The organism is Pseudomonas sp. JS3066 (assembly GCF_036328175.1).
Classification (GTDB): Bacteria; Pseudomonadota; Gammaproteobacteria; order Pseudomonadales; family Pseudomonadaceae; genus Metapseudomonas.
Window position 1 is genome coordinate 3,930,883 of record NZ_CP143312.1, and the last position, 18,627, is coordinate 3,949,509.

Below are 18,627 nucleotides of genomic sequence, written 5' to 3' on the forward strand. Positions count from 1 at the left end.
GTCCGCAAAACTCTGCACTGTCGGGAGTGGGCTAATACAACACCCGAAAGGGAAATATGCCCGGCCTTCTGCTTGAGGTTTCTTAGCTCCCGACTCCAACAGCCCTAAGAAAGCTGCTCCATCAAGCAGAGGTAATGGATATGCCCGATTTCCCCTTTCTCCCCGCGCAGCAGACTGACGTCGAAGTCCTGCTCCCCCTCTCCTTCATTCGCCACAAACGCCAGCTCCGTGCACTGCTGCTGGACGACGAGCCCTGGTTTGCCGTCAACGATCTCGCCCGGCTGATGGCACATCCCCAGCTTGCCGAACGGATACAACGCAACCTCGATGAAGATCAGGTGCAAAGGGCCTGGATGCGCAACAGCCATGGCGAGTTCCAGGAGGAATTGCTGGTTAGCGACTCCGGCCTGTATGCCACGCTGATCCACTTCTATCACCCGGAGAACCGCTGCATACGCCAGTGGATAACTCGGCAGGTGATCCCTCGCCTGCGCAGCGAGGAACGCTTCGACGGCCAGCGACCCTGTCGCAGGGTGCTGCATTGGCTGGGGCGGGAGTTGGAGGTATTGCATTGGCAGGGCAAGGCGTGGCTGCCGCTGAATGAATGCTCGCGTTTGCTGGAGCGAGAACCAGTGGTGGTCGGATAACAGAGAGGCAGGGGGGCAGATAACAGATCTGTCCCCTAATCGCCCCTTGCTCTTCTATTCCGCCTTCCGCTGGGTGAGAAGGAGGGGCAACTCACCACGAGCGGCACTGATCTCGATCAGAATCTGATCGACGGTATTTTCCAGGGCTTCACGCCCCAGCAGGGACTGCATGGTGATACCGGTGATGGCCATGCTCTCGCCGGAGGCAGGCCAATGCACCGTCAGCGCCAAAATGCCATCGGCGCCGATCTGGCAATTGATGACATGGCCGGGTAGCAACGCTTCCAGCCGCTTTTGCAATCGATGTTCCAGCTTGGCTCTCATTGCTCTCCCCAGATCGTACGCGCGTTCTGAACAGAGCGCGTGGAAGGGGTATAGCTCACGGAAAGCGGGGAAAGGGGCCTGATATCGACCGTTCGGCGGGAAGCTTAAAGACCCTGAAGTACACCCCCGAACAGGGCCGTCCAGGCCGCTCCCGAGGCGTCCTGCGCGCCAGGGAATACGCCGCCGAATGGCTCATTCACAGTACGGCGAAATGAGGCAGGACCTCCCTGTCCCTCCACTTCGCTTGCGCGAAGCGCTGCCGCTTGATTACTGCGAGTCACCCGCCAGGATGGCGCTCGCCAGATCCAGGTCACTGCGCTCGCTCAGGCTCGGGTTCGCGCTGCGAATCCGTTGCAGTTCGGCTTCGAGATAGGGGCCGCGGATTTCGCCACCGCTGGCGATGAAGCTGCTGGCGTCGTCCTTCACCGGTCCTACGAGCTTATCGTCGCCGCCGCTGGTGATGTAGCTGGAGGCGGTGGTAGCGCCGGTGGAGATGAGATTTCGCAGCAGGTCGTCGTGATCGTCGTGGTCGTGTTTGGCAACGGCAGACGCGAATGGCACAGCGATCAGTGCGAGGGTGGCAACGGTGTTGCGGAAACGCATGGTGACTCCTTGGGTGTTTGCGTTCCCCTCAGATTGCGGCACGCGAAACGAGTTCCTGGCTTTCCCACAAATCTCGTTCATATCGATAGGCCCGCCGTCCATCCGGTCGCCAGCCCTGCATCGGAAACCATTGATCCAGGTTAGGTGGGGTGAAGTCCCTGCATGGAAAAATGCGCGCCTTCCCCGCCGCTTCCGTATACCGGACGTCGGGCCACCATGGGGTGATCTGGGAAGAAGGCGGAGCTGTACTAGACTGCACCACCACTGTGCACCCAAGCGTGGCGGTCAGGGCTCCGGTTGTTCACAACCACGAATTCATCTCACTGCTTCGTGTAACTCGCAGGCCACGGAGGGCCGACATTTCGAAGGAAGAGAGCGTACTTATGTCGCAAAGAAAACGTCTGATCGCCGCTGCAGCAATGGCTACCGGCGTCCTGACTGGCGCCCAGGCCGACGAATCGGCCATCCAGGCACATTGCCTGGAGAAATGGAGCGGTGATGCCATGCGCAGCTATTGCGTAGAAGAGCAACGCCAGTCAGCCGAAGCCGTTGCCAGCTACAGCGGCCCCATTCGCGGCCAATGCGAGTCGGAATGGGGCAGCGACTTCCATATGGTCCTCTTCTGCATCAGGGAAACGCAGCCTCTGCGCCAGGCCGCATCCCTGGAGCAAACCACGAACAACGCAGCGAACTGACATTCCAAAAAGGAAAAGCCCCTCAAGCGGGGCTTTTCTCTGTGCAGGCTTTGGACCACGCAATGCACCTCGCAGCCGCCATTCACTCCAGCAGTCCACCCGCCCCGTACAGCTCCGGCCGACGATCCTCATGCAGGTGGTTGTGCTGGCTGATGCGCTTGTTGCGCGCTTCATCCAGATTCAGGGTGGCGACGAGAATCTGTTCCCCGCCCTCTTCCGCCGGCCCAGCCAACGGGTAGCCGTCCGGATCGACGATCACCGAGCCCTGCACCCAGTTCACCCCGCGCTCGCTGCCATGCCGATCACAGGCAGCGATGAACAGGCGGTTGACCGCAGCGTTGGCTTGCACGCGCACCACTTCGGCCGGGCGTTCGATGGGCGGGCGCGGGCCGTCCGGCCAGTTGACCGGCGCGCAGAGCAAATCGGCGCCAGCCAATGCCGGCAGGCGCACCCACTCGGGGAACTCCAGGTCGTAGCAAATCATCACGCCGATCCGTCCGAAGGCGGTTTCCACCACTGGCGGCGGTTCGTTGCCAGTGGTGAAGATGGCGTTTTCGGCATCCCACAGGTGCGCCTTGCGGTACAGGGCGCGCACTCCCGTGGCATCGACCAGGGCGGCGCTGTTGGCAACGCGCTGATCATCGAGTCGCTCGCAGAAGCCGGCAACGATGACGATCTCAAGCTCGCGGGCCAGCGCTTGCCAGAGTTGCAGCGTCGGCCCGTCCACGGCTTCGGCCGAAGCCAGCGCCTCGGCCAGGTCGTGGAAGACGTAACCGCTCTGCACCAGCTCCGGCAGCACCACGACTCGCGCGCCTTGCAGCGCAGCCGCGCGGATGGCCCGCTCGGCAATGCGGCGGTTGTGGGCGAGGTCACCGATCTTCGGCGCCAACTGGCAGCAGGCGACCTTGAGGTTTCGGGATGCGTTCACTGGGCAGTACTCCCTGATATCAGGCTCGCGGTTCCTGGCTTGCGCCAGCTTGGGTCATTTCGAGGATGTCGCGTTCGCTGATGGCATCGATGATGCGGCGTTCGCTTTCCAGGTCGAGCGAGCGACTGAGGATGAAGTAGGTCAGGCCGGACACCACCAGCCCTACCAGCCAGGCGATATCCACGCCGTCCAGCAGGCGTGCCATGGGGCCGACGAAGACCTCCTGGCCTGCCGCTGCATCGAAGATGAAGAAGAACGGGATCATGCAAACGAAGCCCACCACGTAGGCGACGATGCCGCGCATTTGCCACGCGCCGTAGATGCCATTCGGCGTAAAGAAGTGGGGGATCGCATAGCGGCCTTTGCGCACGCAGAAGTAGTCCACCAGGTTCACGGCGGTCCACGGCACGAGGAAGTAGAGCATCAGCACCAGGAAGGTATTGAGGATGGAGATGCCATTGCCACGGATCGACATCACACAGGCGAGCAGCACCAGGGTGATGATGAGGATCGACAGCACCCGCGCACGCGGTGTCGGGTTGATGCGGCGAACCGAGTCGATGCCAGTCAGCAGGGTAAGCATGGCGCTGTAGGTGTTGAGCGCGATCACCGGCAGGAAGCCGACCACCGAAACCAGTACCAGAACATGGCCCAGCCCCGGCAGCACGGCCGTGCCGACGCGATCCAGCGCCACCAGTGCGTCGGACACTTGCAGCAACTGCGCAAGCCAGGCGCCGAGGCCGATCATCCAGGCACCGGAGAGCGAAGCGCCGAGGAACACCGCCGCAATCAATTTGGGTCGGCTGGTGTTCTTCGGCAGGTAACGCGAGTAGTCAGATACATAGGGCGCGTAGGAGATGTTGTAGCTGGCCGCGATGGCGAACTGGGTGACGAACGCAACCCAGGTGAAGCCCAGGCTGGCCGCCTCGACTGCCTCCGACTGCCCGGCGCCGAACATGAGCGCGACGGTCACCAGCGCGTAGAGCGGCAGGGTCAGCATCAATGCCCATTTGAAGGCCTTATGCATCAGGTCGTGGCCATAGATCGACAGCAGCGCGCCGACGGCGATCACCGCGCAGGCCACGGGAAGCGGCTCAAGTCCGAAGACATTTTTCAGGCCGTCGATGATCAGCGAGACGTTCACCACGTTGAAGCCGACGAACACGAACAGGGTCGCCATCAACGCCAGCACCACCCCGCGATAACCGAACTGCGCACGGGACTGGATCATCTGCGGCAGGCCCATCTCCGGCCCCTGGGAGCCGTGGAAGGCCATGAACAAGGTGCCGAACATGATGCCCAGCGCACCGGCCAGGGTCGTCCACAGGGCAGACAGCCCCAGGCTCGGCCCGACGAAACCGATGGAGATGGTGAAGAAGTGGAAGTTGCCGAGGAACCAGAACGGCCCCTGGCTGCTGAGCCGGGCGTGGCGCTCGGATTCGGGGATGTAGTCGATCGAGTGGCCTTCGATGGCCAATCCGGCGCTGGCGTCAGCCGCGTGAACGGGCTGGGTGGACCCTGACATGGGATGCTCCTTCGCTCCTGGTCGAGCGAACTGTTGTTCTTGTGATGATGCGGTCAGCGGGCCACGCAAGGCGCCAGCCATACATCGGGTTCATCTATGTTGGGTGAGATGGCGCTGCCCAAGCCCTGTGGCGAACGCCCTCTGCGGCGACCTATGATGACGCCTGGCGACCCGGCTATTCCCGGCATCCTGATTGGGATCGAGCCGTCGCTGAAGCAGCAATCTAGGTGCCCTGCCGAACTCGTAAAATAGCGCGGGCCAACTGTTCACATAGATCGCCTTCTATGTAAGGCATTCCCGGAGGCCCCATGCTGGGCAACGTATCCGAACTGGATATCCGTCTGATCCGCGTGTTCCTGGCGGTTGTCGAGGCAGGAGGCATTTCCGCTGCGCAGACTGCGCTGAACACTTCGCAACCCACTATCAGTGCGCAACTGGCGTCACTTGAGACTCGCGTGGGCTTCCGCCTCTGCCAACGTGGCCGGGCGGGATTCGCGCTGACGTCCAAGGGCAGCCAGTTCGTCGAAGCGGCGCGGCGCCTGCTGGCAGCTGCCGAGGGCTTTCGCCTTGAAGTGCAGCACATCAACCGCACCCTCTCCGGCACGCTGAACATCGGCCTGCTCGGACAGATCGACCCGACGGCCAACAAGAAGATCGCCCTGGCCATCGCTCGCCTGCGCGCACGCAACCAGGGCCTGTACTTCCAGTTCACCGAGCTGTCGTCCGCCTTCCTCGAAGAGAAGCTCATCAATGGCCATCTTGACCTGGCCATCGGCTATTTCTGGCGGCGTCTCGACAACCTCGACTATCTGTCCCTGTTCAGCGAAACCCAGGCTGCCTATTGCAGTGCCTCGCACCCGCTCTATCTCCAGGCTGGCACGCTACAAGTCGCCGACGTGGCCGAACACGAGTGGGTCTGGCCCAGTCACCCGCTGCCGGAAATGCCAGCCCCTACCTCGATCGACCGCATGACCGCTCTCACCGACAGCATGGATGGCGCTGCCCTGCTGATCCTTTCTGGCCAGCACCTGGGCTTTCTGCCCGAGCACTACGCGGCACGCCACGTTGAACTGGACCAGCTCCGCGCCCTCAACCCGAACCAGTTTCGCTATGAAGTGCAGTTCCACGCGGCAGTCCGGCATTCCATCCGCCAGAGCGAACTGGTGAGCACCTTTCTCGCGGAATTGATGGATGCCTTCGAGCTGGCCTGACCGCCTGCCCCGGCGTTAGAAGCCGTACTTCGCCTTCAGCGTCTGAATCGCCGCTTGCTCACGCTGGAGAAAGGCATCGAAACGGTGGATGAGCTCAGGGTGCTGGATGCTGGAGAGGTGGTAGTAGCTGTCGCTGAGTGGCAGCAATGACGACTCGATCACCAGGCCGCCTTCCCGCCCCAGGTGCTTGAGGTGGAAGTTAGCCACTTGCTGCGCCATGTTGGCAGCGTCTATGTAGCCGGCCATGGCCATGTGGATAAGTCCCTCGGGGTTGGGCGCCTCCTCGATGACCACCCGTCCGGCAGCGATGTCGTCCTGAAACTTCCACGGCGTGAAACCACGGACGAAGCCGAGCCGGCGGAAGTTCTTGCGCGGCTGGCCCTTGCGCTCCGGCAACACCAGCATGGCGTCCTGGAATTGCAGCACCGGCTGCGAGTAGGTGATTCCGGCGGGCTTCTGCGGCTCTGCCCAGCGCGGGTTGTCGGGGAAGACCAGATCGAGTCGTCCACTCCAGAAGGAATGGGACAGACGCCGCACCGGCAGCGCCACATAGATGAAGCGCAGGTTTTCCCGGGTGGCGAAGAGGTCCAGCAGGTCACGGGCATAGCCGCGGTATTCGTTGTCTGGCGGCACCGCGGAGTAGATGGGGTAGTAATCCACCTGTTCCACCCCGATGCGGTACTCGGCCGGTTGGCCGGCATGGCCGAACAGCGGCCACACGCTGGCCAGCAGCAGCGCGACGAACCACAACGCTCGGCAACGACTTGATACCTGCGTACTCGGCATGGATGGGCAAGGGGCCTGACGAAAATGCCGCTCAGTTTAGGCTGACGGGAAGCCGCGAGTCTCCCCCTTTTCAGTCCTTTATCGGCACCCAGATTTCCACCCAACCCGTTCCAGCCATGGGATCGAAATCAGCACTGTAATACTCGAACTCCGGCGCATCGGCGGCCTGCAATCCGGACTGCGGCAACCAGCGCTGGAAGATCGCTGCAAAGGTCTCGTGGATGCTGGAGATGTGCCCCTGATGGCGGAACACCGCATAACGCCGCGCTGGCAGCCGCTGGTGGGTGAAACCGGCCGGCAGATCGTCTGTGCGGTTGACCCGAACGCCAGCCATGTACTCGAAACCACCCTCCTCATCCGGGCTGTGGCACAGACCATACGTCTCGTAACCCTGCTGCCCGGATACCCGGCCGATGTAGGGCACGAAGCGCTGCCAGAGGGCGGTGATGCCTTGGGACTTGTCGGCGGTGAAGCGCTCACCGAGTCCGGCGATCAGCAGTTCTTCGCCCTGTTCGAAACGCGGTTCGGTAAGTGGATAGGTGCTGGTGGGGCGCATGCGCATGGCCTCTCTTAATTGGATGCCGTCCAGATGGCCGCGTGCTCGAACGGATTCCGGCGTCAGGCCGAAATGCTCGCGAAACGCGCGAGTGAAAGCCTCGTGGGAGCCATAGCCGGACTCCAGGGCCAGGCCGAGGATGTCCGTTTCCCCGTCAGCCAGCCTGCGCGCTGCCCGGCTTAGCCGCCTTACCCGCGCGTAGCGCATCACCGGCCAGCCGGTGGCAACGACGAACGCACGGGCCAGGCAGAAACGGGATACGCCACAGGCGTCGGCGATGGCCTGGAGATCGAAGTGGCCGTCGACATCGGTTTCGATCATCCAGAGGGCTTTGCCGATAGGGTCTTCCATGTTCACTCCTTACGAGACGCCAGCGAGTGTGCCGCGCTGGAGAGGATGGCACTTGATCGTTCTTGCGCGGCGACTTCCCTTCGCACCGCCCGTGACGACGGAATTGCTCCGCCGGATTTCCACCCTGGCCGGTACCGGACCGAAAGTAAGCACACCCATGCAATAACTCCGCACCGGCCAGCGCGATAGTCCAGCCAGCTGGGCGCGGCACGGTTGCCGCACTCGATTTTTGGCAAACACACAGGGAAATGAATCTTGAACCTGCGCAACCACCTGCTCGCCGTGGCCATCGGCCTTTCGTCCGCGACCGCCTTCGCCGCCGGCAGCCCCGGCGTGGACCATGAAACCCAGGCCTTCCTCGAAGCCCTGGAAGCCGGCGACGGCAAACCCCTGGAAACCCTCTCGCCCAAGGATGCTCGTGCCGTGCTGGTGGGCGCCCAGGCATCGGTGAAGGTCGATCTCGCCGGCACTCGCGTCGAGGAAAAGACCATCCAGGCCGACGGTCAGCCGCTCAAGCTGACCATCGTTCGCCCCGAAGGCACCAAGGGTGAGCTGCCCGTATTCATGTTCTTCCATGGTGGCGGCTGGGTGCTGGGCGACTACCCGACCCATGCGCGGCTGATCCACGATCTGGTGGTCAACTCCGGCGCTGTTGCAGTCTATGTCGGCTACACGCCGTCCCCTGAAGCCCGCTACCCCACCGCCATCAACCAGGCCTACGCCGCCACCCGATGGGTCGCCGAGCATGGCAAGGAACTCGGCGTGGATGGCAGACGCCTGGCCGTCGCCGGCAACAGCGTCGGCGGCAATATGGCGGCAGTGGTCGCCCTAATGGCCAAGGAAAAGGGCACGCCACAACTGCGCGCCCAGGTCCTGCTCTGGCCGGTGACCGACGCCAGCTTCGAGACCGCCTCCTATAACCAGTTCGCCCAGGGGCATTTCCTCACCAAACCGATGATGCAGTGGTTCTGGGATAACTACACCACTGACGCCAAGCAGCGCGCCGAGATCCATGCATCACCGCTGCGCGCCACGCCCGAGCAACTCAAGGGCCTGCCGCCGACCCTGGTACAGACCGCCGAGTTCGACGTGCTGCGTGACGAGGGCGAAGCTTATGCGCGCAAGCTGAATGCTGCTGGCGTCGACGTCACCGCCGTGCGCTTCAACGGCATGATCCACGACTATGGCCTGCTCAACCCGCTGGCCCATGTTCCCGCCGTGCAGGCGGCCATGCGTCAGGCCGGTACCGAGCTGAGGAAGCACCTGCAGTAAGAGATTCGCCGTGCAGAACGATGTTCTTCGGTAGGTTGGTGCCGAGGAACGAGACCCAACGATCGGAGCCCGGATCGGCATCGCTGGTGGATGAACAGAGCGTCATCCACCCTTGGGGCTGGCCAGGCATCACTCCCGATGTCCACCGGCGAAACAAAAATGCCCGCACAAATGCGGGCATTTTTTTGCGCTGGGATTACTTGGCGTTCAGCGCCGAGTAGCTCTGCATCAGGTTGGCGTAGGCCGGCAGGTGACCGGCGAGCAGACCGCCGAAACCTTCGATGTCGTTGCGCCAGTCGCGGTGCAGTTCGCAGCCCACGGCGAACCAGTTCATCAGCTGGGCGCCGGCCTGGCTCATGCGGTTCAGTGCGGCGTCGCGTACCACCGGGTTGAAGGTGCCGGAGGCGTCGGTGACCACGAACACGTCAAAGCCTTCGGCAATGGCCGACAGGGTCGGGAACGCCACGCAGACATCGGTCACCACGCCCGCGATGATCAGTTGCTTCTTGCCGGTGGCCTTCACCGCCTTGACGAAATCGGCGTTGTCCCAGGCGTTGATCTGGCCGGGGCGCGGGATGTACGGCGCGTCTGGGAACATGGCCTTGAGTTCTGGCACCAGTGGGCCGTTCGGGCCGCTTTCGAAGCTGGTGGTGAGGATGGTCGGCAGGTTGAAGAACTTGGCGATGTCGCCAGGGCCAGCACGTTGTTCTTGAACTCGTCGGGTGAAGTCGCGAACCAGCGACAGCAGGCCGGACTGGTGGTCCACCAGCAGGACGCGCGTTGTCCTTGTCGAGACGCTTGTAGGAGTAGCCATGGTGTTCTCCTTGCTTGGGTTGGGCGCCGGCTTGGGCCTGCGCAAATAATTCAGGCTTGCTGTTGTTTTCTCTGTAGGGGCAAATTCATTCGCCAGGCAGGCCGAAGGTCTGCCCTTCGGGTCGCCGGGGGCAGCGTTGCTGCCCTTGGCGATTGAAGTCGCCCCCTCAAGGAACCATCAGAAGGCAAAGCAGGAGCAGCCCAGTGCCCCCCAGAAGCCCTGGAAGTCGCTCACCGGCACGCTCGACTGCCGTGCCCGCTCGTGGCTGTGGGCGTGCACCGTGCAGGCGCCGACGCACTGGTGCACCTGGGCGGCGAGCGGCGCGGCGGGCTTCCAGTGGCCGGGGACCTTGGCCACCGGCGACCACTCCGGCAGCACCGGCAGCTGCGGCGGACCGAGCTTGTCGAACTCGCCGGCGGCGTAGACCACCTTGCCGTCGACCACGGTCAGCACCGACTCGATCCACTTGATGGCCTCGTCCTCGACGCTGAAGAAATCCGCCGACAAGGCGGCGAGGTCGGCCAGTTGGCCCACCTTGATCTGCCCCTTCTTGCCTTGCTCGCTGGAGAACCAGGCGCTGCCGTGGGTAAAGAGTTGCAGCGCGGTCTCGCGCGACAGGCCCTGGGGATAAAGCTCCAGGCCGCCGACGGTGCGGCCGCTGACCAGCCAGTACAGCGAGGTCCAGGGGTTGTAGCTGGAGACGCGGGTGGCGTCGGTGCCGGCGCCCACCGGCACGCCTTCGGCCAACATGCGCTGGATCGGCGGAGTCTGCTCGGCCGCCTTGGCGCCGTAGCGGTCGACGAAGTACTCGCCCTGGAAGGCCATGCGGTCCTGGATGGCGATGCCGCCGCCCAAGGCACGCACTCGCTCGATGTTCTTCGGCGAGATGGTTTCGGCGTGGTCGAAGAACCACGGCAGGCCGTTGAACGGGATGTCGCGGTTGACCTTCTCGAACACATCCAGCATGCGCGAGATGGATTCGTCGTAGGTGGCGTGCAGGCGGAACGGCCAGCGCTGCTCCACCAGGTGGCGCACCACCGGCTCCAGCTCCTGCTCCATGGTCTGCGGCAGGTCCGGGCGCGGTTCGAGGAAGTCCTCGAAGTCGGCCGCGGAGAACACCAGCATCTCGCCGGCGCCGTTGTGGCGCAGGAAGTCATTGCCCTGGCCGGGCTTGACCACCTTGCTCCAGTTCTGGAAGTCGGTGAGCTCTTCCTTGGGTTTCTGGGTGAACAGGTTGTAGGCGATGCGCACGCTGAGCTGGCCCTGCCTGGCCAGTTCCTCGATCACCTGGTAGTCGTCCGGGTAGTTCTGGTAGCCGCCGCCGGCGTCGATGGCGCTGGTCAGGCCGAGGCGGTTGAGCTCGCGCATGAACTGGCGGGTGGAGTTGACCTGGTACTCCAGCGGCAACTTCGGCCCCTTGGCCAGGGTGGCGTAGAGGATGGTGGCGTTGGGCCGGGCGATCAGCATGCCGGTGGGGTTGCCGCTGCCGTCGCGCTGGATTTCGCCACCCGGCGGGTTGGGCGTGTCCTTGGTGTAGCCGACCGCCTTCAGCGCGGCGCGGTTGAGTAGCGCGCGGTCGTAGAGGTGGAGGAGGAACACCGGGGTGTCCGGCGCTGCGCGGTTGATTTCCTCCAGGGTCGGCATGCGTTTTTCGGCGAACTGGAACTCGTTCCAGCCACCGACCACGCGTACCCACTGCGGAGAGGGGGTTCGGTCGGCCTGGTCCTTGAGCATGCGCAGGCGTCGGCCACCGAGGGCACGCCTTCCCAGCGCAGTTCCAGGTTGTAGTTGAGGCCGCCGCGGATCAGGTGCAGGTGCGAGTCGTTGAGGCCGGGGATCACCGTGCGCTGCTTGAGGTCGATGACCTGGGTGGCGTCGCCGCGATGGGCCATGGCCTCGGCATCGCTGCCGACGGCGAGAAAGCGCCCGTCCTTGATGCCACGGCGCTGGCGGTGGGCTTTTCGCGGTCGACCGTGTGCAGGCGGCCATTGAACAGGATCAGGTCGGCGGACATGGAACCCCCTGAAGTAGCGGCATGGGCGACGCCTGCGGCGCCGGTGAAGGGTAGTGCGGACCAGAGTGCGCCAGCGGCGCCCAGCACGGAGCTGGCGGCGAGGAACTGGCGGCGGCTATTGCTGGATGGGTCTTGGCTCATGAACGGTTCCTCGGTCGTCGCGCTCGCCGGGGCTGACGGCGAAAATCGGACCCCGAGGATGCCGTGTCCTCTCATGCAACGATTGCACGAATGTGCTGTTCTTCAGCTGGAACGCCCGTCCTAGACGGCTGCGCTCCCAACCCGCTAGTGCAGCGGACGCGACATGTGTTCGACGATGTGCGTGCGCAACCAGCGCTCCGCCGGGTCGTTGTCATGCGCCCCGCTCCAGACCATGGAGAGCTCGGCCGGAGTAATGGGAAACGGTGGATCCTCGGCGCGCAGGCTGGTGCCCGCGACCAATGCACAGGCGGCATAGTCGGGCACAGTGGCGATAAGCTCGGTGCGCGGCAGCAACGAACGCAGGCCGCTGAACTGCGGCACCGCCAGCACGACGTTACGGCTGCGTTCCACCCGTTGCAGGTCGTGGTCGATGTTGCCGCACAGGTCCCCGGAGAAGGACACCATGGCGTGCGGCCGCTCGCAGTAGTCGTCCAGGGTCAGCGGCTCCGGCCGGTCGTCACCACGCAGCACCTTGCAGGGGATGTCGCGCAATTTTCGGCGCTTGGCATTGGCCGGCAGTTCCTGGGTGTAGCTGACGCCCACGGAAATCTCGCCGGATGCCAGCAGCGACGGCAGCAGCAGGTAGTTCACCCGCCGCACCACCACCTTTATGCCGGGAGCCTCCTCGCGCAGACGCCGCAGCAGCTCCGGGAACAGGCCGAATTCGGCATCGTCGGAAAGGCCGATGCGGAATATCTCGCGACTGCTGGCAGGGTCGAAATCCTTGGCACGGCTCACCGCGCCGGAAATGGCGTCCAGCGCCGGACGCAACTCCTCGAGGATGGCCTGTGCCCTCGGCGTGGCTTCCATGCCACGGCCCTGGCGGATCAGCAGCGGGTCGTCGAACAGGTCGCGCAAACGTGCAAGCGACGCACTCACCGCCGACTGGCCGAGGAAAAGCTTCTCGGCTACCCGCGTCACATTCTTCTCGAACATCAGGGCCTCGAAAACGACCAGGAGGTTGAGGTCGACGCGACGCAGTTGGTTTCGGTTCATGGGGTATTCCTGGTGGCGGAGTCGTTGGGGTCGAGCCGCGCTCCGAGGCGCCAGGTCAGGGGCGTGACCCCGACGCTGCGCGAGAAACTGCGGCAGAAATGCGCCTGATCGCAGAAGCCGCATTCCAGGCCGATCTGGATTAGGCTCAGCTCGGAGCGGCGAATCAGCTCCTTGGCGCGGGCGATACGTTGGCGCTGAATCCATTCCCGGGGCGACAGTCCGGTGCTGCATTTGAATGCCCTGGAAAAATGGCTTCGGGACAGAGAACAGGCATCGGCCAGGGCGGTGACTTCAAGGCTGCTGGCGAGGTTGGCGAGAATCAGCTGCTTGACCAGGCGTTCGCGGCTGGCGCTCAGCCCACCTGCGGTGGAGAACGCCACATCGTCCCCGGAGATTGCACCGGGGGCGCCCGTGGCGTGGAACTCGGATCGTGGCATTGCTTCAGTCCATCGTGGTGAGACGGTGGGTCTGGCAGGGTGAGTGAGGGCCATCACCAGCAAGCTGCTGATTGGCAATGAGGCCAGTGGTTCTTTGCAGGCGTGCGTCAGCACACCGACAGCCATGTGCCAGGCTCCCGACGAATGGCCTTTATCTTGTCAGTTGGAAGATGTACGACAACTCTGCGGCGGTGCCGAATACGGACATCGCAGTGCCCGATGCGGACACTGCGGCTCAGCTGAACTGCTGGCGGTATTGCAGGGGGGTCAGCCCGAGCCGCTCGGTGAAGCGCTGACGCATCACGCGCACGCTGCCGAAGCCACTGCGAAAGGCAATGGTCTTCAGTGGCAGGTCGCTGGTTTCCAGCAGGTTCCTGGCGTGATCGATACGGGCGTTCTGCAGGAAATCCATGGGCGTCATCTGCACCTCACGGACGAAGGTACGGGCGAAGTGACGCGGACTCATGGCCGCGATCTCGGCCATTCGCGCGACGCTGAAGGATTCGTCCAGGCGCTCCAGCACATGGCTCTGCACCCGGCTGATCGGTGTCTCGTGGGTGCTGATCGTCGCCACCAGCGGGCTGAACTGCGCCTGCCCGCCCTGACGCGTCATGACCACCAGCAGCACCTTGGCCACATCCAGGGCGACCTTGCGGCCGTGGTCCTTGGCGACCATCGACAGCGCCAGGTCGATACCGGCAGTGACGCCCCCAGAGGACACCAGGCGACCATCCTCCAGGAAAATGTGGTCGGTCTGAACCTGTGCCCTGGGGAAGGCCTTGGCCAGACGATCGGTGTAATGCCAGTGCGTTGTCACCCGATGTCCATCCAGCAACCCCGCAAAACCGAGAATGAACGCGCCCGTGCAGATGGAACCGAAGCGCCCGGCCTTTTCACAGGCCCGCGGCAGCCAGTCCACCAGCTCAGGGAAGGGTTTGAGGTAGGCGCCTGGCCCGCCGGGGACCAGCAGCAGGTCGTAGGCATCGACGGCTTCCTCCAGGCTAAGCTCCGCCTGCATCAAGGTGCCGTTGGAGGCCCGAATAGCGCTGGTCTCGGTGCCAATGGTGATGATCCGGTAATGCTTGTCGGCAGGCAGATAGCGGTTGGCGATGGAGAAGACTTCAAGCGGACCGGCAATGTCCAGGAGCAGGAAGTCCTGAAACAATACCATTGCTATATTTTTCATGGACTTAGGGATACCTGTGCAGGACTGCGAAGAGCATGCGACATGACATTCCAGGACGCAATCGACAATTCCACATCCGCCACGTGCCTGCCCCAGGAAACGAAGACCGTTTGAACATCGGCCGACAGCCGGATGGGGATTGCGCAACCAATCCCCGCCACCGCTGTCCATAATGGCGCGCTCCGTCAGCGCCTCCGGGAGGCTCCTTGTTCGCTGTATCCCTTCGCACATTCCTGCGTCAGACCATTCTTGCCCTGCCCTTCGTTTCCACCGCCGCCCTTGCCTGTCCCGCCGGGCAATCGCAGGTGTGCGTGGTGACCTGTTTCTGCGCACCGGGAAGCCAGGGGGACATTGCCCCGCTGCTGGAAGGGGTCAACCAGATGGCCGCCACCAGCCTGCAACAGTGGATCGTGGAGTCGCGCAACAACATGCCAGCGACCCTTCTGTACCCCATTCCACTGCACATCCGTGCGCAGCTGGAGCCTTACTACGACCTGCAGGTGCTGGACACGGCCCGCTACAAGGTGGGCGTCGATGCCGAGATGAACGCCGCCAACACCCTGATGCAGAACCCGGACGTGGAAGCGGTGACCCTGGTGGACGTGATCGTCTTCCGCAACGAGGACGACGCGCAGAACAACGTCGCCCTCTGGGCTCATGAACTGCACCACGTAAAGCAGTACCTGGAATGGGGCGTGGCGGACTTCGCCAAGCGCTACACACGGGACTACAACTCGGTGGAAGCCCCGGCCTACAAAATCCAGGGTGAAGTAGCGCGGGCGTTGAGGCCAGCGGTGGCCAGTAGCGGCAAGAAGCTCTGAACCCGCCAGCTGCACAAATCTTCCAGACTGGCTATCCCCAACGCCAAGCGGGCATCAGTCTCCGTCCAGATCGGATGCCTGATGCCGCTCCGGGCACTGTTCCGCCGGATCACCCCAGGTGCGGTTGACTCGCCGACCACGCTTCACCGCAGGCCGCTGGGCGATCTCCTCGGCCCAGCGCAGCACATGGACGTACTCATGGGCGGAGAGGAATTCCGCCGCGGAGTACAGATGCCCCCGCACCAGTTGGCCGTACCAGGGCCAGACGGCCATGTCGGCGATGGTGTAGGTGTCGCCGGCGAGATAGCGGTGATCGGCGAGACGGCGATCCAGAACATCCAGTTGGCGCTTCGTCTCCATGGTGAATCGGTTGATCGCGTACTCGAACTTCTCCGGCGCGTAGGCGTAGAAGTGCCCGAAACCTCCCCCCAGGTAGGGCGCCGACCCCATTTGCCAGAACAGCCAGTTCAACGTTTCGGTGCGCGTTGCCAGATCGGACGGCAGGAAGCGGCCGAACTTCTCCGCGAGATACAGCAGGATCGAGCCCGACTCGAAGATGCGGATGGGCTTTTCCTGGCTGTAATCCACCAGCACGGGAATCTTCGAGTTCGGGTTTATCTCGACGAATCCACTGGAGAACTGATCGCCCTCTGTAATGCGGATGAGCCAGGCGTCGTACTCGGCGCCGGCATGCCCCAGGGCCAGCAGCTCTTCCAGCAGAATGGTCACCTTCACCCCGTTGGGCGTCGCCAGCGAATAGAGCTGTAACGGATGCTTGCCCACCGGCAACTCGCGCTCATGGGTCGGCCCCGCGACCGGGCGGTTGATGTTGGCGAACTCGCCCCCGGACGGTTCGAGGTGCCGCCATACTTCCGGCGGAACATAGCGTGCATCGGACATGTGAACCCCCTCATGCAGGACAAAAGACAGTGGTCTTGAATGGAACCCGAAGCATTGTAGGGCGGCAGGAGCCTTGCGGGAGTGACCAGAGGGCTGCAACGCAGCCACGCCCACTCGACATCCGCAACCAGGCCCGACAGATGCCACCGATGGACTCGCCCCACTTGGCTCCAGCCCCTGCCCCGCGCGGCGAATCGCACCGCTCCTCCGTAGCCCTACGGATGGCCGCCATCGGCACAGGCCAGGCATGATGCACACCGTGAAACCCCTGACCAATACCCGCACATTCCTGCTCTGGCTGGTGCTGTTCTGCCCCGTCGCCGCCTGGATCGGCTGGCAGGACCATGCCGACCGACGTGAGCGCTTTCTCCAGGACACCAGCATCGCCCAGCGCATGCTCAGCCAGAAGACGGTGCAGCACGAGGCTGTGCTGGCCACCCTGGCCGCGTTGTCGCATCCGCCTGATCCCGAACGCCTGCTCCCCAGCCTGCAACCCTCCATGCCACAACTGCTGGACCTGGGTTTCCTGCGCGACGGAACCTGGACGGGCAGCCTCGCCGCCCCGCCGAACTTCGCTGCGACGATCGAGCAGGCACGCCAACTGAAGCGTCCCGTCACGCAGCCGCTGGACGAGGCACGCTACTGGCTGGTGGCACCGTCGAGCTGGAGCCTGTTGCTGGATGCGCGGCAACTCATACCGACCGCCGATTTCCCCCCCTCGCTGGCCACGCTGACGCTGGATGTGGGCGCCGGGCCGCTGACCCTGCTGGCACGCCAATCCAGCGCCAGCTCGCTGGGCTGGTTGATCGACCTGCACAAACCCTTGGGCGCGGTCAGCCAACCCTTTCCCCTGCACAGTTGGAAACGGCTGACGCCCAGCGATTGGCCCTGGCTGGAATGGCTGGTCTGGACGGTCGCCAGTTGCCTGCTGGCCGCCGGTACGAGCGTCTGGCAGCGTACGCGCGCCGACGCCAGGCGGCAGCAGGAAGAAGCCCGTCTGGCCGCAATGACACGGCTGAGCACCCTGGGCGAGATGGCGGCTGGCATCGCCCACGAGCTGAACCAGCCGCTGACAGCCATCCTCGCTCAGGTGCGTGCCGCCGAACGCCTGCTGGATGACGAAGAGGAACGCCCGGCAGTGCGCCAGGCCCTGCTCGCCAGCGCCGGCCAGGCACGCCGCGCAGCCGACATCATCCAGCGCATGCGCGAGCTGGTGCAGCCCAGCTCACCCTCGCCACGCACGGCGGTCGATCCCGATGCGCTCGCGGCTTCGCTGCTGTTCCTGCGCGAACAGGAACTGGCGCGCCGTGGCATCCGCCTGACCTGGCGCAACGCCTCTCCGGGCGAACGGCCGCTGGGCGACCGGGTGGCCCTCGAGCAGATCCTGCACAACCTGGTGCAGAACGCCGCCGACGCGACGAGTACCCGCAACATCGGCCTTTCTGGCGGTGTCGAGGACAGCGGCTATGTATTCAGCGTCAGCGACGACGGTCCGGGCATTCCCGCCGATGCGCTGCCGCGCCTGTTCGAGCCCTTCTACACCACGCGACCGCACGGTATGGGGCTGGGCCTGACACTCTGCGAAACCCTGGCCGGCGCAATGGACGGCCGCATCAGCGTTCGCAACCTCGAACCCCGAGGCGCCTGCTTCACCCTGCGCCTGCCCCTCGCCGGAGCCGATGCATGAGCCTCCCCGCACACTCTCCGCTCGTTTACCTGGTGGACGATGACGACGCCGTGCGCGACGCCCTGGCGCTGTTGCTGCGCAGCGTTGGACTACGCAGTGAGGGATTCAGCGATCCCCAGGTTTTTCTCGACTCGCTGGCGCCGCAGGCCATCGGTTGCGTGGTGCTGGACATTCGCATGCCGGGCATCGGCGGGCTGGACGTGCTGGCCCGCCTGGCGGAAGTCTCCGACCTGCCGGTGGTGATGCTCACCGGCCACGCCAACGTCGACCTCTGCCGCCGGGCCTTCAAGGGCGGCGCCATGGAGTTCCTGCAGAAGCCGGCGGACGACGATGTCTTCCTCGACGCAGTTCAGACCGCCGTGCGCACCCACATCGCCAGCCGCGAGCGTCAGGCGGTGACCCAGGCCGCCGTCGAGCGGCTGGGGCGCCTCTCGGGGCGCGAGCGCGATGTGCTGGAACGCATCGTCCAGGGCATGAGCAACAAAGAGATCGCACGCGAGTTCGAGTTGTCGCCGCGCACCGTGGAAACCTATCGGGCCAACGTCTTCGCCAAGCTCGAAACCGACTCGCTGGCGCAGCTCATCCGCCAATACGCCAGCCTGCTCGACTCGCCACCTCCGTAGCACTACGGAGGCCGTCCCGTAGTCGGGCGAATACCGCGCCGCCCCCCCTC

At 64.1% G+C, this 18,627-nt stretch carries 18 protein-coding genes and 1 pseudogene; 7 read left to right on the forward strand and 12 right to left on the reverse strand.

Going from position 1 to position 18,627, the window contains the following annotated elements; translation table 11 throughout:
- The first annotated feature begins 140 nt into the window (after window positions 1–140).
- Window positions 141–647: a BRO-N domain-containing protein gene (locus SA496_RS18550; protein ID WP_256660925.1), complete on the forward strand. Its 507-nt coding sequence runs from the start codon at window positions 141–143 to the stop codon at window positions 645–647.
- Window positions 648–701: 54 nt separating this feature from the next.
- On the opposite strand, the gene SA496_RS18555 is transcribed toward SA496_RS18550, so the two are convergent.
- Together SA496_RS18555 and SA496_RS18560 are read right to left on the reverse strand one after the other, a co-directional pair.
- Window positions 702–971, reverse strand: coding sequence for a hypothetical protein (locus SA496_RS18555; RefSeq protein WP_153918379.1), 270 nt, complete (start codon window positions 969–971; stop codon window positions 702–704).
- A 267-nt stretch (window positions 972–1,238) separates the two neighbouring features.
- Window positions 1,239–1,574: a DUF2388 domain-containing protein gene (locus SA496_RS18560; RefSeq protein WP_120655143.1), complete on the reverse strand. Its 336-nt coding sequence runs from the start codon at window positions 1,572–1,574 to the stop codon at window positions 1,239–1,241.
- A 383-nt stretch (window positions 1,575–1,957) separates the two neighbouring features.
- On the opposite strand from SA496_RS18560, the gene SA496_RS18565 reads away from it, so the two are divergent.
- Window positions 1,958–2,269, forward strand: coding sequence for a hypothetical protein (locus SA496_RS18565; protein WP_120655142.1), 312 nt, complete (start codon window positions 1,958–1,960; stop codon window positions 2,267–2,269).
- A gap of 82 nt (window positions 2,270–2,351) precedes the next feature.
- Here the strand turns inward: SA496_RS18565 and SA496_RS18570 are convergent, their stop codons facing one another.
- Both SA496_RS18570 and SA496_RS18575 read right to left on the reverse strand, forming a co-directional pair.
- On the reverse strand, window positions 2,352–3,197 hold the full coding sequence (locus SA496_RS18570) for a nitrilase family protein (protein ID WP_120655141.1): 846 nt from the start codon (window positions 3,195–3,197) through the stop codon (window positions 2,352–2,354).
- 19 nt (window positions 3,198–3,216) lie between these two features.
- Complete coding sequence (locus tag SA496_RS18575) at window positions 3,217–4,722, reverse strand: purine-cytosine permease family protein (protein WP_330114276.1); 1,506 nt, start codon at window positions 4,720–4,722, stop codon at window positions 3,217–3,219.
- Window positions 4,723–5,030: 308 nt separating this feature from the next.
- On the opposite strand from SA496_RS18575, the gene SA496_RS18580 reads away from it, so the two are divergent.
- Window positions 5,031–5,933: a LysR family transcriptional regulator gene (locus SA496_RS18580; protein WP_120655139.1), complete on the forward strand. Its 903-nt coding sequence runs from the start codon at window positions 5,031–5,033 to the stop codon at window positions 5,931–5,933.
- 15 nt (window positions 5,934–5,948) lie between these two features.
- Here SA496_RS18580 and SA496_RS18585 read toward each other — a convergent pair whose 3' ends face one another.
- Together SA496_RS18585 and SA496_RS18590 are read right to left on the reverse strand one after the other, a co-directional pair.
- Window positions 5,949–6,719, reverse strand: a complete 771-nt coding sequence (locus SA496_RS18585) for a substrate-binding periplasmic protein (protein WP_330114277.1) — start codon at window positions 6,717–6,719, stop codon at window positions 5,949–5,951.
- Between the two features lie 70 nt (window positions 6,720–6,789).
- Window positions 6,790–7,626, reverse strand: coding sequence for an AraC family transcriptional regulator (locus tag SA496_RS18590; RefSeq protein WP_330114278.1), 837 nt, complete (start codon window positions 7,624–7,626; stop codon window positions 6,790–6,792).
- A gap of 255 nt (window positions 7,627–7,881) precedes the next feature.
- Here SA496_RS18590 and SA496_RS18595 point away from each other — a divergent pair, with 255 nt between their 5' ends.
- Window positions 7,882–8,898, forward strand: coding sequence for an alpha/beta hydrolase (locus tag SA496_RS18595; RefSeq protein WP_153918388.1), 1,017 nt, complete (start codon window positions 7,882–7,884; stop codon window positions 8,896–8,898).
- Between the two features lie 196 nt (window positions 8,899–9,094).
- Here SA496_RS18595 and ycaC read toward each other — a convergent pair whose 3' ends face one another.
- The 5 genes and pseudogenes from ycaC to SA496_RS18620 form a co-directional block, all read right to left on the reverse strand.
- Entirely contained in the window at window positions 9,095–9,712 is a 618-nt protein-coding gene (ycaC, locus tag SA496_RS18600; protein WP_330114279.1) for an isochorismate family cysteine hydrolase YcaC, read from the reverse strand.
- Window positions 9,713–9,889: 177 nt separating this feature from the next.
- Window positions 9,890–11,867, reverse strand: a pseudogene (locus SA496_RS18605) (amidohydrolase).
- A 144-nt stretch (window positions 11,868–12,011) separates the two neighbouring features.
- The gene (locus tag SA496_RS18610) at window positions 12,012–12,923 is read right to left on the reverse strand and encodes a LysR substrate-binding domain-containing protein (RefSeq protein WP_330114280.1); all 912 of its coding nucleotides are present in this window, start codon (window positions 12,921–12,923) and stop codon (window positions 12,012–12,014) included.
- Window positions 12,920–13,360 (reverse strand): helix-turn-helix domain-containing protein, encoded by a 441-nt coding sequence (locus SA496_RS18615; RefSeq protein ID WP_120655134.1) that lies wholly within the window; start codon window positions 13,358–13,360, stop codon window positions 12,920–12,922. The genes SA496_RS18610 and SA496_RS18615 overlap by 4 nt, the downstream gene beginning before the upstream one ends.
- 235 nt (window positions 13,361–13,595) lie before the next feature.
- Window positions 13,596–14,546 (reverse strand): GlxA family transcriptional regulator, encoded by a 951-nt coding sequence (locus tag SA496_RS18620; RefSeq protein ID WP_120655133.1) that lies wholly within the window; start codon window positions 14,544–14,546, stop codon window positions 13,596–13,598.
- Window positions 14,547–14,752: 206 nt separating this feature from the next.
- On the opposite strand from SA496_RS18620, the gene SA496_RS18625 reads away from it, so the two are divergent.
- The gene (locus tag SA496_RS18625) at window positions 14,753–15,367 is read left to right on the forward strand and encodes an eCIS core domain-containing protein (protein WP_153918288.1); all 615 of its coding nucleotides are present in this window, start codon (window positions 14,753–14,755) and stop codon (window positions 15,365–15,367) included.
- 54 nt (window positions 15,368–15,421) lie between these two features.
- On the opposite strand, the gene yghU is transcribed toward SA496_RS18625, so the two are convergent.
- Window positions 15,422–16,267, reverse strand: a complete 846-nt coding sequence (gene yghU, locus SA496_RS18630; RefSeq protein ID WP_120655131.1) for a glutathione-dependent disulfide-bond oxidoreductase — start codon at window positions 16,265–16,267, stop codon at window positions 15,422–15,424.
- A gap of 250 nt (window positions 16,268–16,517) precedes the next feature.
- Here yghU and SA496_RS18635 point away from each other — a divergent pair, with 250 nt between their 5' ends.
- Together SA496_RS18635 and SA496_RS18640 are read left to right on the forward strand one after the other, a co-directional pair.
- Complete coding sequence (locus tag SA496_RS18635) at window positions 16,518–17,954, forward strand: sensor histidine kinase (RefSeq protein ID WP_330115656.1); 1,437 nt, start codon at window positions 16,518–16,520, stop codon at window positions 17,952–17,954.
- On the forward strand, window positions 17,951–18,577 hold the full coding sequence (locus tag SA496_RS18640) for a response regulator transcription factor (protein ID WP_120655130.1): 627 nt from the start codon (window positions 17,951–17,953) through the stop codon (window positions 18,575–18,577). The genes SA496_RS18635 and SA496_RS18640 overlap by 4 nt, the downstream gene beginning before the upstream one ends.
- Window positions 18,578–18,627 lie beyond the last annotated feature (50 nt).

Coding starts and splice junctions, on each gene's coding strand:
- SA496_RS18575 (WP_330114276.1), bottom strand. CDS start 4,722: ATGTCAGGGTCCACCCAGCCCGTTCACGCGGCTGACGCCAGCGCCGGA.
- SA496_RS18565 (WP_120655142.1), top strand. CDS start 1,958: ATGTCGCAAAGAAAACGTCTGATCGCCGCTGCAGCAATGGCTACCGGC.
- SA496_RS18590 (WP_330114278.1), bottom strand. CDS start 7,626: ATGGAAGACCCTATCGGCAAAGCCCTCTGGATGATCGAAACCGATGTC.
- SA496_RS18555 (WP_153918379.1), bottom strand. CDS start 971: ATGAGAGCCAAGCTGGAACATCGATTGCAAAAGCGGCTGGAAGCGTTG.
- yghU (WP_120655131.1), bottom strand. CDS start 16,267: ATGTCCGATGCACGCTATGTTCCGCCGGAAGTATGGCGGCACCTCGAA.
- ycaC (WP_330114279.1), bottom strand. CDS start 9,712: ATGGCTACTCCTACAAGCGTCTCGACAAGGACAACGCGCGTCCTGCTG.
- SA496_RS18635 (WP_330115656.1), top strand. CDS start 16,518: ATGCACACCGTGAAACCCCTGACCAATACCCGCACATTCCTGCTCTGG.
- SA496_RS18610 (WP_330114280.1), bottom strand. CDS start 12,923: ATGAACCGAAACCAACTGCGTCGCGTCGACCTCAACCTCCTGGTCGTT.
- SA496_RS18560 (WP_120655143.1), bottom strand. CDS start 1,574: ATGCGTTTCCGCAACACCGTTGCCACCCTCGCACTGATCGCTGTGCCA.
- SA496_RS18615 (WP_120655134.1), bottom strand. CDS start 13,360: ATGCCACGATCCGAGTTCCACGCCACGGGCGCCCCCGGTGCAATCTCC.
- SA496_RS18640 (WP_120655130.1), top strand. CDS start 17,951: ATGAGCCTCCCCGCACACTCTCCGCTCGTTTACCTGGTGGACGATGAC.
- SA496_RS18585 (WP_330114277.1), bottom strand. CDS start 6,719: ATGCCGAGTACGCAGGTATCAAGTCGTTGCCGAGCGTTGTGGTTCGTC.
- SA496_RS18550 (WP_256660925.1), top strand. CDS start 141: ATGCCCGATTTCCCCTTTCTCCCCGCGCAGCAGACTGACGTCGAAGTC.
- SA496_RS18620 (WP_120655133.1), bottom strand. CDS start 14,546: ATGAAAAATATAGCAATGGTATTGTTTCAGGACTTCCTGCTCCTGGAC.
- SA496_RS18580 (WP_120655139.1), top strand. CDS start 5,031: ATGCTGGGCAACGTATCCGAACTGGATATCCGTCTGATCCGCGTGTTC.